Consider the following 14,992-nt stretch of genomic DNA (forward strand, 5'->3'; position numbering starts at 1 on the left):
TGACGGTCGGCGAGATGGGCGGACAGCGGCAGCCCGGCAGATCGACAGGTGCGGACGATGGGAATGGCACCTCCCGCGCGGAATCGAACGGCAATTCTTGATGATCAACGTGAGGCATCCACGCTAGATGCCGGGTGCTACCTTCGGCCAGTAGGCCTCCTTCCTGCCTGGAGGATCGTCCGGTGACCAAAGTCTACGTTTCGGCTACCTTCCGGGACCTTCAGGAGGGTCGGGCCGCGGTTCAGCTCGCCCTGCGCCGGCTGCGGGTCGAGGACACGGCAATCGAGTCCTATGTGGCAGAGGATCGAAGGCCGCTGGAGCGCTGCCTGGCCGACGTCCGAGAATGCGACGTCTACATCGGCATTTTTGCCTGGCGGTACGGCTTCGTCCCGCCGGGATTCGACCGGTCCATCACCGAGCTGGAGTACCGGGAGGCGCTGGCCGGCGGAAAACAGTGCCTGATCTTCCTGCTCAGCGAGGACGCGCCCTGGCCGCGCAACTTCGTCGACCGGGGTGCCGACGCCGACCGGATCGAGGCCCTGCGGGCGGAGCTGGCCGACCGGCACATGTGCAGCACCTTCTCCGACGCGGCGGACCTGGCCGCGCTGGTGACGGCGGCGGTGGCCAGCTGTCTGGCCGACACCGGCTGGCCCGGCCAGGGGCTGCACGCGCTCAGCCCGGACAGCCTCAAGCAGTACTACACCCGGTTGCGCCAGCAGTACGGCGTACTTGACCTGGACGCGCTGGCCCCGGCCCAGAACGAGGAGTACCTGCAGGTCAGGTTGACCTCGGCATTCGTCGAGCAGTCGGTGCGGGAGGATCCGCCCCCGATTGAACTGCCCCGCGAGCTGCTGCGGCGGATGCGGGCCGACGGGCACCTCGGCACCGACGACGTGCCGGACCAGGTGGACGCCGACGAACTGTTCCACCTGACCGAGTCGTACCAGGCCCGGCCGGTGCAGCGGCTCTTCGACGTGTTGGGGGCGCCGGAGCGGCGGGCGATCGTGCTGCTCGGCGACCCGGGCGCCGGCAAGTCGACCGCCGCCCGGTACATCGCGCTGGCGCTGGCCGGCGGGCACACCGACGAGCGGTTGGCGGTGCTCGCCGACCACCTGCCGCTGTTGATCGAGCTGCGGTCGTACGTGACGCTGTCGGCCGAGGGCCGGTGCCAGAGCTTCCTGGACTACCTGGACTACCGGGCCGGCTCGGATGGACTGGGGGTGGAGCGCGCGGCGCTGCTGCGGCACCTGAGCCGCAGCGGCCGGGCGGTGGTGATCTTCGACGGGCTGGACGAGGTGTTCGACCGGCGACGCCGGGAGGAGGTGGCCGGTCAGATCGCCGGCTTCACGGCGATGTATCCGCAGGTGCGGGTGATCGTCACCTCGCGGATCATCGGCTACTCCCGGCGGATTCTCACCGAGGTCGGGTTCACCCACTACACCCTGCAGGACCTCGACGAGGCGCAGACCGCCGAGTTCCTGTCGAGCTGGTACCGGCTGGCCATTTACGACCGGCCCCAGGATGCCGCGTTGCGGCGGGCCCGGCTGCTGGACGCGATGCGGCACTCGCACGCCATCCGCGAACTGGCCGGCAACCCGCTGCTGCTGACCATCCTGGCCATCATCGGCAAGCACCAACCACTGCCGCAGGAACGCTGGAAGCTCTACGACCACGCGGCCACCGTGCTGGTCGAGCAGTGGGACGTGAACCGGCACCTGCGCGAACAGAACACCAGCCTGGAGTTCCTCGACACCGAGGACAAGAAGGAGCTGCTGCGCCGGCTGGCCTACCGGATGCAGTCCGCCGAGCGCGGGTTGACCGTGAACTACATCGCCGGCGAGGAGCTGAGCGAGGTCTTCGAGCAGTACCTGACCGAGCGCTACCAGCAGGATCCGGCAACGGCCCGGTCGATCGCCCACTCGATGATCAACCAGTTCCGAGAGCGGAACTTCATCCTCAGCCGGTACGGCCCCCACCTGTACGGCTTCGTGCACCGCACGTTCCTGGAGTTCTTCTGCGCCGACGCGATCCTGGCCAAGTTCGAGCACGACCAGGTGATCAGCCTGGACGAGATCACCGAACTGTTCCGCCGGCACTGGGCCGACCTGTCCTGGCGGGAAGTGCTCCGGCTGCTCGCCGGCGCGCTGCACGAACGGCACACCGCCCGCCTGATCCGGCTGCTCACCCACGAGGTGAACCAGCCCTGGCCGCCGGAGGGTTTCGCACCGTCACCGTGGAACCTGGCGTTGGCGGTGCAGTGCCTGGCCGAGGTGCGCAATCCGTACGCCGACGTCGCCGAGCCCGCCGAGTCGCTGCTGCGGCAACTCATCCTGCTGCTGGAGCACTGCGTGTCGATCGACGACCGGGAGACCGCAGCGCTGATCGAGGAGGAGATTCTCCCCTCGGCGAAGGCGATCGGCCCGGCCTGGCCCGGCCGGCAGGTCTACCTGTCCTGGTACCGACGGCGGGGGGTACGGGTGGTCTGGTCGCCGGTGTCCGCGCACGCCGCCCGGCTCGCGGCGATGCTCTCCGCCCCCTCGGAGCGGATCGACGACCTCTTCGACGAGGTCCTCGGCGAACTCAACGACAGCCCCGCCTCGTACGCGTCGGTCGCCGGCCTGGCCGAGGTCGCACAGCTGGCCACCACCGTCGTGGACAGTCCGGCGCACCAGGCGGCCGCCTCGCGAGCCCGGACCCGGCTGGTCAAGCGGGCCCGCGCCGACGGCCACGCCGGCGTCCGGCTGGCCGCCGTACGCGCCCTCGGCGAGCAGTTCGGCACCGACCCGCAGGCCCTGGAACTGCTCGTCGAACTGGCCCGCGCTGACCCCTACTCGAGCGTCCGGCTTGCCGCCCTGCAGGCACTCCGGGAACGCTTACTCGATGAACCGGAGGTCCGCGCCCTGCTGACCGAGCTGGTGCATACCGACCGGCACCCGAGGGTACGCCGGGTCGCGGTGCAGGCGCTCGGCGACCGGTACGGCGGCGACGACGAGCTGCGGGCCGTGCTGCTCGAATGCCTCGGCACCGATCAGGACCCGGAAGTGATGCGGGCCGCCACCCACGCCCTGGTCGAGCGGTTCGGCGCCACCCGTCAGGTCCGCGACCTGCTGATCGACCGCGCCCGCCACGACACCGACGGGCTGGTCCGGCGCACCGCCGTGCGGGTGCTCGGCGAACGACTCGGCACCGACGCGCAGGTGCGCACCCTGCTGATCGACCGGATCCAGGTCGACGGCAACCCCGGAGTGCTGCGGGCCGCGGCCCGCAGCCTGGTGGAACGGTTCGGCCCCGACGGCAAGCTCCGCGACCTGCTGATCGAGCGGACCAGGACCGACCCGGACGAGGTGGTCCGGCGGGCCGCGCTGCGAATGTTGACCGACCACTTCGACCGGGACATCGCGCTCGTCGACATGCTGGCCGTCGCCGCCCGCGGCGACAAGGACGCCGACGTTCGGCTGCTTTCCGCCGAGGCCCTGGCCGACCAGATCGGGGTCGAGCCGGAGGTTGGCGCCGTCCTCGGCGAACTCGCCCGCGCCGACGCCGACGCCCGGGTCCGGCTGGTCGCCGCCCAGGCGCTCGTGAACCGGGTCGGAACGGACCCGGCGGTCTGCGACGTGCTCGCCGGGCTGGCCCGCGACGACGCCGACCAGGCGGTCCGGCTCGCCGCCGTCCAGGCACTGGCCACGAGCATCGGCAGCAACCCGACCGTCCCGCTGGTGATGGCGGACCGGGCCCGACTCGACAGCGACCCGGCCGTCCGGCTCGCCGCCCTGCAGGCCGTCACCGCGGCCGGCGGACCCGCCGATCTCGACGACCTGCTCGGCGAGCTGGCGCGGCACGACCCCGACGAACGGGTCTTCGCACACGCGGCCACCACCCTGCTGGGCCGGACCGGCTCCACCGAGGTCAGTTACCAGCTGCTCGCCGACCGGCTCCGCCACGACGGCAACGCCCGGGTCCGGCTGGCCGCGGTCCGGCTGCTGGTCAAGCACTTCGGTGTCGACACCCCGGTCCGGGAACTGCTACTCGAACGGGTCCGCGCCGATCCCGACCCCGACCTGGTCCGAGAGGCCGCCGTCAAGCTCGCCGCCCATCTGGACACCGACGTCGAGCAGTGCGAGGCACTTGTCGGCCGGGCGGCCGGCGACGACGCCACCGTCCGCTGCGTTGCGGTCGCCATCCTCGGCGAGTGGTTCGGCGCCGACCGGCACGTCCGCGAACTGCTCATCGAACGCGCCGGTCACGACCCAGACGTGCAGGTCCGCCGGGAGGTGCTACGGGTGCTCGGCGACCGACTGGCCGCGCACCCCGAGGTCCGGGCCCTCTTCGTCGAGCGGCTGCGGGACCAGGACTGGTCGGTCCGGGCGGCCACGGTCCGGGTCCTGGGCACCCAGTTCGGCGCCGACCGGCAGACCCGGACGCTCCTGGCCGAGCTGGCCAGCAGCGACACCGACCCCAACCTTCGCGAGGTTGCCGGCCAGGCACTGACCTGGCTACCGGGCGCCGACCCCGACCACCTGCCAGACGTCAATCCTTCCAACACGCTCCAACCTGCGACACCTCCACCGTTGACCTCCGATCACGCGGAAAGCTCGGTCGGCGGAGTGACGTCCGGAGGATCTACGCCGAAAGCAACGTTCAACCCAGCGGATAGGCCGATTCACTCAGCAGATGCGCCCGAATGCGCGTCGACGCCCATTGAAGAAAAGCCAGGGAAGGGAAATCCCGAATTGGGCGGCCCTCCATCTCATCCGGACATCCCAGACACAGGGTCTGATCCGTCGACGAATACAGCGGATGTCACGATTGCGGGTCCCGTAATCCACCAGCTTGGAGATGTCTTCAAGCTGAACGGTGTACCTACTTACACATTCGTCGAACCACCAAAGTTCTCGACATTTCGGCTGGCGCTCCGGCAACCAGGTCTCGGGATAGTCCTTGAGGGTCCGTCTGGGATCGGCAAGAGTACGTTCCTTCAGCAAGCGGCCCGACAAGAGAGCTACGAAGGACGGAAGATACCGATCCTTTCAGCTCGACGGGTCGCCGACCTGGAACGGATCAAAGCGCTTCCTGTGACGGGACACCATGGGATCATTGCAGTTGATGACTTCCACAGGTTGCCCCCCGCGCTGCGGGAGTTGATTGCTGACTACTTGAAGCTCCTTGCGGATGAGGAGTCGACCGAAGACCGATTGATCATTTCCGGCATACCCGGCACGGGACAGCGCCTGGTAGAACTTGCTTCAGACATTGCCACCAGGATTCTGGTATTCAAACTGCCTCCGGTTCCCGGAAAGCTAGTGTTGACCATGATTCGCAAAGGCGAGGAGGCACTCAATGTCGCCTTTGAAGCCTCTGAACAGATCGTCGAGACCGCCCGCGGCAGTCTCCACACCGCCCAAATGATCTGCTGGCACCTGGCGGAGCAGAATAACATCCCACAGACTCAGCTACAGCAGAAGTCCGTCGGGGGCGGAATCGACGAAGCTCTTGCCAGTGTCGAAGAAGTGCTTTCCAGGAAGTACGATGCCGTCGTTCGAGCCTTCGCTTCGCTCGATGGCGACAGCAGGCAGGCTTGTATCGAGCTTCTGCTCATGTTGGCTGAGACTCCGGACGGGATCCTGTCGTTGCACGATGTGTTCGATAAGCGCCCCGACCTCGAGGCTGTCGTTGACCTGCACATATCAGAGCGGTTCCCTGAGGGCTTTGGAAAGTACGAGACGATGGAAGACCACCTTTGTTTCGACCCTCGGTCAAGGCAGCTGGTGGTAGATGATCCCCAATTCCTCTTCTACCTCAAGCGACAGCATCGAGACAGTCTGGCAAAGATGGTAGGAAAGAGGATCAATGAACGGCGGAGTCAAGTATTTATAAGCTATAGTCATCGCGACTCAGAATGGCTGGGTAGACTCAAGGTGCACCTGGCTCCTCTTCAGCGTCGCGGAAGAGTCGACGTTTGGACCGACACCCGGATCACCCCGGGCGCGCAATGGAGGGCGGAGATCGTAGCCGCAATGGCGAGAGCAAGGGCCGCCATCCTCCTCGTAACGGCAGACTTCCTCGGGTCTGCCTTCATCGACGAAGTCGAGCTTCCCACACTGCTTGCCGCCGCGCGATCGGATGGCTGTCAGATTCTGCCACTCATCGTCAAACCAAGTCTCTTCAGTAGCATGCCACAACTCTCCGAGTTTCAAGCCTTCAACCAAGCGTCCATGCCGTTGAGCGGCCAGAACGATCATTCTCAAGAAGAGATATTGAGCGAGGTTGCTCGGTTCGTTTCGTCCCTGTTCGACGACTGACCGCAGAAGTCGAACGGAGGGCGCGCCCAGGTCCGGTCGAAGGACTCGTCGCCGCCGACGGTGGCCTCCGACCACGCCACGGGCTTGTTCCGGTACGCGGGAACGTCGTCACGCCTACCTACGTCTCAACAACATGAGAACCCTTCGAAGCGGGTGGCTGGTGGGCGCACCCCTGATGTTGTTGGCCGCTGGCTGTGGGCAGCAGGGTGGCGATGCCGGTGCCCAGGACGCCGAGTCGGCTGCGCTGTCGTACCCCGATGACGCCGTGGTGTTCCGGATGGACCACACCGGCGGCTTCGTCACGCCGGCGGTGGTGGCCACCCGGCTGCCGGCCGTCAGCGTCTACGGCGACGGGCGCGTGATCACCCAGGGGCCGACCACCCTGATCTTCCCCGGCCCGGCGCTGCCCAACCTCCAGGTCGGCACGATCAGCGCGGCCGAGCTGGAGAACCTGGTCGTCCAGGCCCGCGCGGTCGGCGTCGGCAGCGCGAGCGACCTCGGCACACCCCCGGTAGCCGACGTGACGACGACCCGGTTCACCGTGCGCGGCGACAAGGGCGTCGAAACCCTTGAGGTGTACGCCCTCAGCGAGGCCACCGCCGATTCCGGTCTGACCGCCGACCAGCAGGCGGCCCGGGAGAAGCTGCGCGAGTTCGCCGAGTCGCTGACCAGCGACTCCGGCCCGCTCGGCGGAGTGACCGGCGAGGAGTCGCGGCCGTACGTGCCGACCGCGATCGCGGCGGTCGCCGAGCCGTGGGTCGCGGCCGGCGACGTCGGCGAGCAACCCGAGCTGACCTGGCCGGGACCAGAACTGCCCGGCGCCCCACTCGGCAACGCGGATCTCGGGCTGGGCTGCGTGACGGTCACCGGCGACGAGGCGTCCAAGCTGCTCAGCGCGGCCGAGCAGGCGAACGCGGCAACCCCGTGGACCTCGGCCGGCAAGCGCTGGACGGTCACCCTGCGACCCCTGCTGCCCGACGAGACAGACTGCGCCGACCTCACCTGACGCACAGCCGTCGTCCGGCGCCGGGTCCTCACAGATCGTCGGGGAGGACCCGGAACGCCGACGTCTCGTCAAGAGCCCTACACGCGGCGGCGGGCTCAAGATCGCCGATGTTGAACGCGGCCACCAACCCGGAGGCGTCTCCGATAATGATCATGCAGCGGGGCCGTACTTGTGATCCTCTGCCACCGCCGCATCATTGTCGCTTACCGGCCCGCCGAACCCGATCTCAGGTACGTCCCAGTCCCCCGACCAGCGCCGCGCTCGCAGCGCCGCGATGTGGAACGCCTCCCGGAAGAACTCCGACTCCGGACGCCCCTGCCTCGCAGCAGCCTCCTTGATGACCCTCAGATCATCTTCATCGACCATCACTGTCGTCTTCTTCAACGCCATGTGGTTATGTTGCCTCAACCAGCTGTTAGGCGCGGACCCCGCGCCACCGACCGTGCGGTTCTCGTTGTCGACAAGCCGGTGCCGTCGCGCGCCAGCCGTCAGGCTAATCGTGTGGCAGCCCTGCAGGCGGTCAGGTGTCGGGGGCCGCTGCGCGAGTGATCCGGGTGCCGAGCCTGCGCAGGTGGTCGACCAGTTCGACTGGCTCGTGGACGGTGAAGTCACAGCCGAGCAGGGTCAGCCGGACGGCGAGCCAGTCGACGGTGTCCTCCGGGCTGTGCCACCGACAGGATTCGTCGTCGACGGGCAGCAGGTCGCCGGCGTGGTCGCCCAGTCGGGCTGCTGCCTGCGCTGCCGGCAGGGCGAGCGTCACCACTGCCCGGTAGACCGGTGCCAGGTCGTAGAGTCCGGCGGTGACGAACGCCGCCGGGTCGTCGGCTGGTGGGTGGCGCGGCGGTACCCGCGTACCGGTGTGCTGGGCGTTTGTGATGCGGTCGATGCGGAAGGTTCGCCAGTCGGCGCGCTCGCTGTCATAGGCGAGCAGATACCAGCGACGGCCGACGACGACCAGCCGGTGCGGCTCGGCGAGACGCCGGGTGGTGTTGCCGTCGTGGTTGCGGTAGTCGAACCGGACCCGTTCGTTGGCCGAGGACGCCGCCGCGAGGACAGTCAACTGGGCGGGGTCGACAAGCGAGGCCGTCGCTGGAAGCGTCGGCAGTGTGGTCGCCGCGACGGCGCTGACGCGGCGGCCCAGCCGTGACGGCAGCACCTGCTGGAGCTTGGCCAGAGCTCGCACGGACGCCTCGGCGATGCCGGCGACCGGCTGCCGCGCCGCCGCGCGCAGACCGACGGCGATGGCCACGGCCTCCTCATCGTCTAGCAGCAGCGGTGGCATCGCCTTGCCCGCCACGAGCCGGTACCCGCCGCGGGCGCCCATGGTGGCCTGGACCGGGTAGCCCAGGTCCCGCAGCCGATCGACGTCGCGGCGCACGGTGCGCGGGGTGACCTGCAGCCGGTCGGCGAGTTCGCTGCCCGGCCATTCCCGGGGCGTCTGGAGCAGGGACAGCAGTCGCAGCAGGCGAGCCGACGTGTCACTCACCATGCCATGGTGCCTCGCGATCTAGGACCGAAGCTGACCTACATGGGCTCTAGCGTTGTCTCTGGCAGTGCACAAGACGGTGCACCGGAAACAAGGAGCTGAATGATGAAGGTCGTGCCCGACGGCTACCACACCGTGACCCCGTGGATGATCTCTCCCGGAACCACCGCACAGTTGATCGACTTTGTGGTGGACGTCTTCGACGCCACGGAGCTGGCCCGGATGGACGTGGGTGGGGTGATCGGCCATGCCGAGGTCCGCATCGGGGACTCGGTCGTCATGATGTTCGACAAGCCAGACTGGCCGCAGACACCGGCCTTCCTTCGCCTGTACGTCGCCGACGACGCCGAGGTGCTGCGGCGGGCCCTCGAACGCGGCGCGATACTCGTCACCGAACCGACCGAGCTCTTCTGGGGCGACCGGGTCAGCCGTTTCCGCGACCCGGTCGGCCACCTGTGGTGGATCCACCAGCGGGTGGCCGAACCGACCGGAGAAGAGCTGAATCAGCGGCTCAACAACCCCGAGTTCGTCAAGGCGATGGAGTACGTCCAGGGTGCCAAGTTCCTCCCCGACCGCTGACACCTCCCGCACCACCGGACACGCGCCGCCGTCGACGGACCCCGACGCGGTTGGTTGGGGTGCGCCGGCCGAGTCCAGGAACTGTCGCTGTACGGTCCGTCAGTCGTACCGGTATTTCAGCGCGTCGGCCTCCGACTGTTCGATGTCGGCGATCGTCAGGTCCGGTATCCGCAGCTGGGCCAGGGTCACCTCGGCCGAGGTCGGCTGGGCGTCCGCCGGCAACCACTGCTCCGGCTTCCACACCCCGCCGCGCAGAAACGCCTTGGGACAGTGCGGGTAGACCTCGTCGATCCCCAGCACCAGCGCACTTGCCGGCGGCTTACCCACGGCGGTCAGCTGCGACAGCAGCTCGGGGCGGGTGGAGACGCAGGCCCGACCGTTGACCCGCAGCGTGGTGGGACGCCCCGGGATGACGAACATCAGTCCGGCCCGTCCGGTCGCGATGACGTTCTGCCACGTGTCCAGGCGCTTGTTGCCGGTCGCGTCCGGAACCGCCACCGTCCTGTCGTCCAGGACGGCGACGAACCCGGCCGGGCCACCGCGCGGGGAGACGTCGCAGTTGCCCTTGGCGTCAACGCTGGCGACCAGGACCAGCGACGAACAGCCGATCAGCCGCCGGGTCTGCTCGGTGAGCTCGGTCATCTGCTTCCGCACCGCCGCTTCGCCGGGCAGGTCATAGACCCGGCGCAACTCCTCCAGATCGGTCACCGCGTCGATCCGCAGCGAGTCGAAGGCACCAGCGGCAAGGCCTGACGTCATGTCGCCGACCCTAACGAACCGATCTGGCACCCGCGATGCCATTCCTGCGCGCCGTCAACGGTTGGCGCCGCAGGCCGAGCCGACCACCAGGAAGGTGTTGTCGGGCCAGGTGTAGTCGTCGGCGTCGCCTGGCCGGGCGGGCCGGAGGAAGACGATCCGCACCTGGCGGGGCCACCAGCGGGTCGGCTCCGACCAGGTGCACTGGATGCGCCGCTCGCCCGTGTCGGCGCAGTCCCCCGCCTGTTCCCAGTCGCCGAGCTGGTCGGCGACGCTGGACCGAAGCTGGTCCCACGAGGTGGTGGGCGGCATGGCGTAGGTCTCGACCTCGGGATCGCCGCGGCCGTTGCGCAGATCGATGCTGACCTCGGACGCGCGGTTGTCGACGACCGCGGTGTACTCGCCCTCGGGCAGCACGGTCGACGAACCCGCCGGCGCCGCGACGGGAACCGGCTCGCCGGCCGCCATCCAACGCGCCCCGGCCACCGCCACCGCACCCAACACCAGGATCGTCCCGGCTACCGCAAGAAAGGCCCGCACAGCCGGAGTCTATGAACCCGGGACCAGCCGGGCGAGCCAGCATGATCCGATCGGTCCCGGCCAGTGCTGCTGAGTCCTCCAGGCCGGCCGGGCTGGTCGTCCGTGCCTGGATGAGCTCGGATCTCGGCCCGCGTTCCGGGTGCTTGTATATGCGGGGTGCTTGTACTCGGTGTCGCCTACGCTGCCCAACCATGTTTTCTGAGCACCAGGTCGACGGCCTCGCGGAGCAAGTCGGTTCGAGTGAGGTGGTCGCGCTGGCCAAGCTGGTCGAGCGCGTCGAGCTTGCTGATCTCGAGCCGGAATGCGGTCAGCTTCGTCGTCGGTTCATCGGCTGGCCGGGTTGGCGGCACCGTCTTGGTGCCATGAGTCAGAACCATGGCCGCAAATGTCTCCGGATCAGTCCGGGACAGCGCGATGAACTCCTCGGTGCTCAGCTCAGCAGGGTCGGGGACGGTCATGCTCATGACAACTCCTTCCAGAAGTGCTCATGCTGCGACGGTGGCAGCCAGTAAACCTCCGTGATCCGCCAGAGGGTGCTTGTTTTGTCCCTGCGGATCAGCAGCAGGACGACAAGACCGGGTTCGATCATCCCGATGACAGCCTTCAACTCGTCGCCCTTGGGCAGCGACACCTGCGTGGGGCTGTAGTAGGCATCGATGGCTGTCGGACGGCCGCAAGCAAGGTGACGACCGGCGCGCGGACGAGTCTTGACGATTCTAGTGAAGCTGGGTGGCAGTGCGGACGAGGCCGGCGACGGCGCGGGAGCGGCTGTGCGGGGGCCAGGCGAGGACGGTGGTGACGTGCGGCGCGTCGGTGAGCGGGACGGCGGCGTGCGCGTTCCACAGCCACGATCGGGAGGACGCGCAGAGGACGGCCGAGGTGCGTCCGAGGGCGATCAGCTGGGCGAGCTGCGACAGGTCGTGGATCTCGGGGCCGGGGCCGGGTTCGTAGCTGCCGTCCTGACCGGGCCAGCGGGCCACCGGCAGATCCGGCAGGCCGCTGATGTCGGCCATGGTCAGCGCGTCACGCGCGGCGAGCGGATGTCCGGCGGGCAGGATGGCGACCTGCTGCTCGGTCAGCAGATCCTCGGTGTCGAAGCCGGCGAGGGCGTCGAACGGCCGCTGCATGAGCGCCACGTCGGCGCGGCCGTCACGCAGCATCCGCGCCTGGTCGCCCATGCCGCACAGCAGCACCTCGATCTCGGCCGCGTCCTGCTCGGCGGCGTGCGCGTCGAGCAGCTTCCGCAGCAGCTCGTGGTTTGCGCCGGCCTTCGTCGCCAGCGTCAGGCGGCCCGTCGCGGCGGAGCCGGCGCGGCGGGTGCGGCGGGCGGCGGCGGTGCTCGCGTCGAGGATGGCGCGGGCCTCGTCGAGCAGTGTCTGGCCGGCGCCGGTGAGGGCGACGCCGCGGCGGTCGCGTTCGAGCAGGGTGACCCCGAGGCGTCGTTCGAGCTGCTGGATCGCCCGGGACAGCGGCGGCTGGGCGATGCCGAGCCGCTCGGCCGCCCGGCTGAAGTGCAGCTCCTCGGCGACCGCGACGAAGTACCTCAGCTCGCGGGTCTCCAGCATCTCCACCCCAGCCACGATAGCGCGGTGATACCGGCCGGGTATCGCAGCGCACCCAACTGGTGTAACGGGGCCGCCGGCCGGCGAGCCACCATCGGCGTCATGAGCGACAAGCAGACCGCGCTGGTTACCGGCGCGAACAAGGGACTTGGGTACGAGATCGCGGCCGGGCTGGGCGCCCTCGGCTACCGGGTGGCGGTGGGAGCCCGCGACAAGGCCCGCGGCGAGGCGGCCGTCAAGACGCTGTACGCCGCCGGAGCTGACGCGTTCGTGGTCCCGCTGGACGTCACGAGCGACCGCAGTGTCACCGAGGCCGCGGAACTGATCGAGCGGCAGGGCGGCCGGCTGGACGTGCTGGTCAACAACGCCGGCATCTCCGGGCCGACCGGACCGGGCTGGGCACAGGACCCGACCACCCTCGACCTCGACGTCGTCCGCGCCGTCGTGGACACCAACGTCTACGGCGTAATCCGGGTGACGAACGCGATGCTGCCGCTGTTGCGGCGCTCGGCCTCCCCCCGCATCGTCAACATCTCCAGCAGCGTCGGCTCGGTGACCTGGCAGGCGGACCCGGACGTCAACGTCGGGCCGATCATGGCGGCCTACTCGCCGACGAAGTCGTACCTCAATGCCGTCACCGTGCACTACGCCCGACAGCTCGCGGGCACCGGCATCCTCATCAACGCCGCCTGCCCGGGCCTGGTCGCGACCGACTTCACCGGCCGCCAGGGGCGGCCCGCCCGGGAGGCGGCGGCGGTCGCGATCCGACTCGCCACACTGCCCGACGGCGGCCCGACCGGGTCGTTCTACAACGACGACGGCGTGATCCCCTGGTGACCGGAGCTAGCCGAACGGCGGCCGGGTGTCGATCTCCATCCAACGCTCGGGATACCCGAGCGGCGCGAACCCGGCCTTCGCGTACACCTCGTGCGCGTCGAGGGTGGCCAGCACCACCCGCTTGATGCCGTGGCGCTGGGCCCACTCGACGGACCAGGCAGCGAGCCTGGTGCCCAGCCCACGGCCCCGGTGGTCACGGTCGACGTACACGTCGCAGAGCCAGACGAAGGTCGCCCGGTCCGACACGACGCGGGCCACCGCGACCTGCCGCCCGTCCGGGGCGTAGAGCCCCACCGGGACGGAACCGGCGAACGACCGCTCGACCACCTCCCGGGTCCGGCCCCTGGCCCAGTAGGCGTCGGTGCCGATCCAGTGGGCGACCCGCTCCATGTCGAGCTCGGTCGGATCTTCACTCAGCCGGTAGTCACTCACCGACCCATCATCGCGACGAGGGACACCCCCGGCAAAGATCCAATCGGGGGCCGGTGGCGGGTCAGTCGCGGAGCGGGTACGGGATGAAGGTGCTGCGGTTCTCGTCGACGTCGAGCTGGCGGCTGATCGGCGGCGCGGCCCGCTGCGGGCAGGTCATCCGCTCGCAGGTCTTGCAGCCCGGCCCGATCGGGATGGCCGCGTCGGCGGCGTACAGGTCCATGCCGGCGGAGTAGACCAGCCGGTTGGCGTGCCGGACCTCGCAGCCCAGGCCGATCGCGTACGTCTTGCCCGGCTGGCCGTAGCCGCCGTGGTGCCGGGTCACCGTGCGGGCGATCCAGAGGTAGCGCTGCCCGTCCGGCATCTCCGCCACCTGGGTCACCACCCGCTCCGGGGCGCCGAACGCCTCGTAGACGTTCCACAGCGGGCAGGTGCCGCCGGTGCGGGAGAACGGGAAGCCGGTGGCGGACTGCCGCTTGGACATGTTGCCGGCCCGGTCGACCCGGACGAAGGAGAACGGCACCCCGCGCGCCTTCGGCCGCTGCAACGTGCTCAGCCGGTGGCAGAGCGTCTCCCAGCCGATCCGGTAGTGCTCGGTGAGCAGCTCGATGTCGTAGCGGCGGGCCTCCGCGTCGGCCAGGAACCGCTCGTACGGCAGCACCAGCGCGGCGGCGAAATAGTTGGCCAGCCCGACCCGGGTCAGGATCTGGGTCTGCACGTCCTCGAACCGCTCCTCCTCGATGATCTCGTCGATCACGTCGGCGTACTCCAGCAGGGCGATCTGGGCGCCCATCCGGATCGCCTCCTGGCCCGAGCGCAGCGAGGTGGACAGGTGCAGGGTGCGGGTGGCCGGCCGGTAGCGGTGCAGTTCCCCGCCGAGCGAGCCGCCGTCGTCGTGGGAGATCCGCACCCCGTGCCGGTCGGCGAGCCGGCCGGACAGGGCGGCGCGGGCTTCGCCCCGGCGCAGGCCGATCCGCGCGGCCAGCTCCTCGGCCGCCTCGTCCAGCGCCGGTACGTAGTTCTGCCGCCGGTAGAAGAACTCGGTGACCTGGTCGTGCGGGCTGCTGCCGACCAGGTCCCGGTCCCCCACCAGCTCGGCGAGCTGCTCGTCGACCTGGCGGTAGCGGCGATGCAGGTCGATCACGGCCTCGGCCACCTCGGGCAGTCGGCTGGCCAGCTCGGTCAGGTCGGCGATGCTGGCCCGGGCGGTAAGCGCCTCCCGCAGACCGGAGACGAGCCGGGGGGTGTCGTGTGGGGCGAAGACGGTCGGGTCGATCCCGAACACCTCGGTAATACGCATGAGTACGGGCACCGTCAACGGCCGGGAATCGTGCTCGATCTGGTTCAGGTAGCTGGCCGAGATGTTCAGTTGGCGGGCCAGCTCGATCTGGCTGATGCCGCGGTCCTCGCGCAGCCGGCGCAGCCGGGCGCCGCCGAATGTCTTGGCCATGCGAACGCCTCCTGCCCTGGTGAGCCGCGTGCCACCCAGCTTAGCAGC

General features: G+C 69.2%; 14 protein-coding genes. 4 read left to right on the forward strand and 10 right to left on the reverse strand.

Going from position 1 to position 14,992, the window contains the following annotated elements; all coding sequences use genetic code 11:
• The first annotated feature begins 182 nt into the window (after positions 1 to 182).
• Together O7627_RS20020 and O7627_RS20025 are read left to right on the forward strand one after the other, a co-directional pair.
• Entirely contained in the window at positions 183 to 6,299 is a 6,117-nt protein-coding gene (locus O7627_RS20020; RefSeq protein ID WP_278095034.1) for a HEAT repeat domain-containing protein, read from the forward strand.
• Between the two features lie 133 nt (positions 6,300 to 6,432).
• Positions 6,433 to 7,305 (forward strand): hypothetical protein, encoded by an 873-nt coding sequence (locus tag O7627_RS20025; RefSeq protein ID WP_278095035.1) that lies wholly within the window; start codon positions 6,433 to 6,435, stop codon positions 7,303 to 7,305.
• A gap of 28 nt (positions 7,306 to 7,333) precedes the next feature.
• On the opposite strand, the gene O7627_RS20030 is transcribed toward O7627_RS20025, so the two are convergent.
• The 3 genes from O7627_RS20030 to O7627_RS20040 form a co-directional block, all read right to left on the reverse strand.
• A complete protein-coding gene (locus O7627_RS20030; RefSeq protein WP_278095036.1) occupies positions 7,334 to 7,459 on the reverse strand; it encodes a hypothetical protein in 126 nt (41 codons plus the stop codon).
• Positions 7,456 to 7,695: a ribbon-helix-helix domain-containing protein gene (locus O7627_RS20035; protein WP_278095037.1), complete on the reverse strand. Its 240-nt coding sequence runs from the start codon at positions 7,693 to 7,695 to the stop codon at positions 7,456 to 7,458. The genes O7627_RS20030 and O7627_RS20035 overlap by 4 nt, the downstream gene beginning before the upstream one ends.
• A 130-nt stretch (positions 7,696 to 7,825) precedes the next feature.
• Positions 7,826 to 8,791 (reverse strand): YafY family protein, encoded by a 966-nt coding sequence (locus tag O7627_RS20040; RefSeq protein WP_278095038.1) that lies wholly within the window; start codon positions 8,789 to 8,791, stop codon positions 7,826 to 7,828.
• Positions 8,792 to 8,893: 102 nt separating this feature from the next.
• Between O7627_RS20040 and O7627_RS20045 the strand changes: the two genes are divergently transcribed.
• On the forward strand, positions 8,894 to 9,370 hold the full coding sequence (locus O7627_RS20045; RefSeq protein WP_278095039.1) for a VOC family protein: 477 nt from the start codon (positions 8,894 to 8,896) through the stop codon (positions 9,368 to 9,370).
• Between the two features lie 99 nt (positions 9,371 to 9,469).
• On the opposite strand, the gene O7627_RS20050 is transcribed toward O7627_RS20045, so the two are convergent.
• The 5 genes from O7627_RS20050 to O7627_RS20070 form a co-directional block, all read right to left on the reverse strand.
• Positions 9,470 to 10,129: an MSMEG_1061 family FMN-dependent PPOX-type flavoprotein gene (locus O7627_RS20050; protein WP_278095040.1), complete on the reverse strand. Its 660-nt coding sequence runs from the start codon at positions 10,127 to 10,129 to the stop codon at positions 9,470 to 9,472.
• A 54-nt stretch (positions 10,130 to 10,183) separates the two neighbouring features.
• Positions 10,184 to 10,666, reverse strand: coding sequence for a hypothetical protein (locus O7627_RS20055; RefSeq protein ID WP_278095041.1), 483 nt, complete (start codon positions 10,664 to 10,666; stop codon positions 10,184 to 10,186).
• Positions 10,667 to 10,842: 176 nt separating this feature from the next.
• The gene (locus O7627_RS20060) at positions 10,843 to 11,130 is read right to left on the reverse strand and encodes a hypothetical protein (RefSeq protein WP_278095042.1); all 288 of its coding nucleotides are present in this window, start codon (positions 11,128 to 11,130) and stop codon (positions 10,843 to 10,845) included.
• Positions 11,127 to 11,297: a hypothetical protein gene (locus O7627_RS20065; protein WP_278095043.1), complete on the reverse strand. Its 171-nt coding sequence runs from the start codon at positions 11,295 to 11,297 to the stop codon at positions 11,127 to 11,129. The genes O7627_RS20060 and O7627_RS20065 overlap by 4 nt, the downstream gene beginning before the upstream one ends.
• Before the next feature lie 85 nt (positions 11,298 to 11,382).
• Entirely contained in the window at positions 11,383 to 12,228 is an 846-nt protein-coding gene (locus tag O7627_RS20070) for a LysR family transcriptional regulator (RefSeq protein WP_278098342.1), read from the reverse strand.
• A gap of 102 nt (positions 12,229 to 12,330) precedes the next feature.
• Between O7627_RS20070 and O7627_RS20075 the strand changes: the two genes are divergently transcribed.
• Complete coding sequence (locus O7627_RS20075) at positions 12,331 to 13,065, forward strand: SDR family oxidoreductase (protein ID WP_278095044.1); 735 nt, start codon at positions 12,331 to 12,333, stop codon at positions 13,063 to 13,065.
• Positions 13,066 to 13,071: 6 nt separating this feature from the next.
• Here the strand turns inward: O7627_RS20075 and O7627_RS20080 are convergent, their stop codons facing one another.
• Entirely contained in the window at positions 13,072 to 13,455 is a 384-nt protein-coding gene (locus O7627_RS20080; protein WP_278098343.1) for a GNAT family N-acetyltransferase, read from the reverse strand.
• A gap of 103 nt (positions 13,456 to 13,558) precedes the next feature.
• Positions 13,559 to 14,944: a short-chain fatty acyl-CoA regulator family protein gene (locus O7627_RS20085; protein WP_278095045.1), complete on the reverse strand. Its 1,386-nt coding sequence runs from the start codon at positions 14,942 to 14,944 to the stop codon at positions 13,559 to 13,561.
• Between the last annotated feature and the right edge of the window lie 48 nt (positions 14,945 to 14,992).

The organism is Solwaraspora sp. WMMD1047 (assembly GCF_029626155.1).
Classification (GTDB): domain Bacteria; phylum Actinomycetota; class Actinomycetes; order Mycobacteriales; family Micromonosporaceae; genus WMMD1047.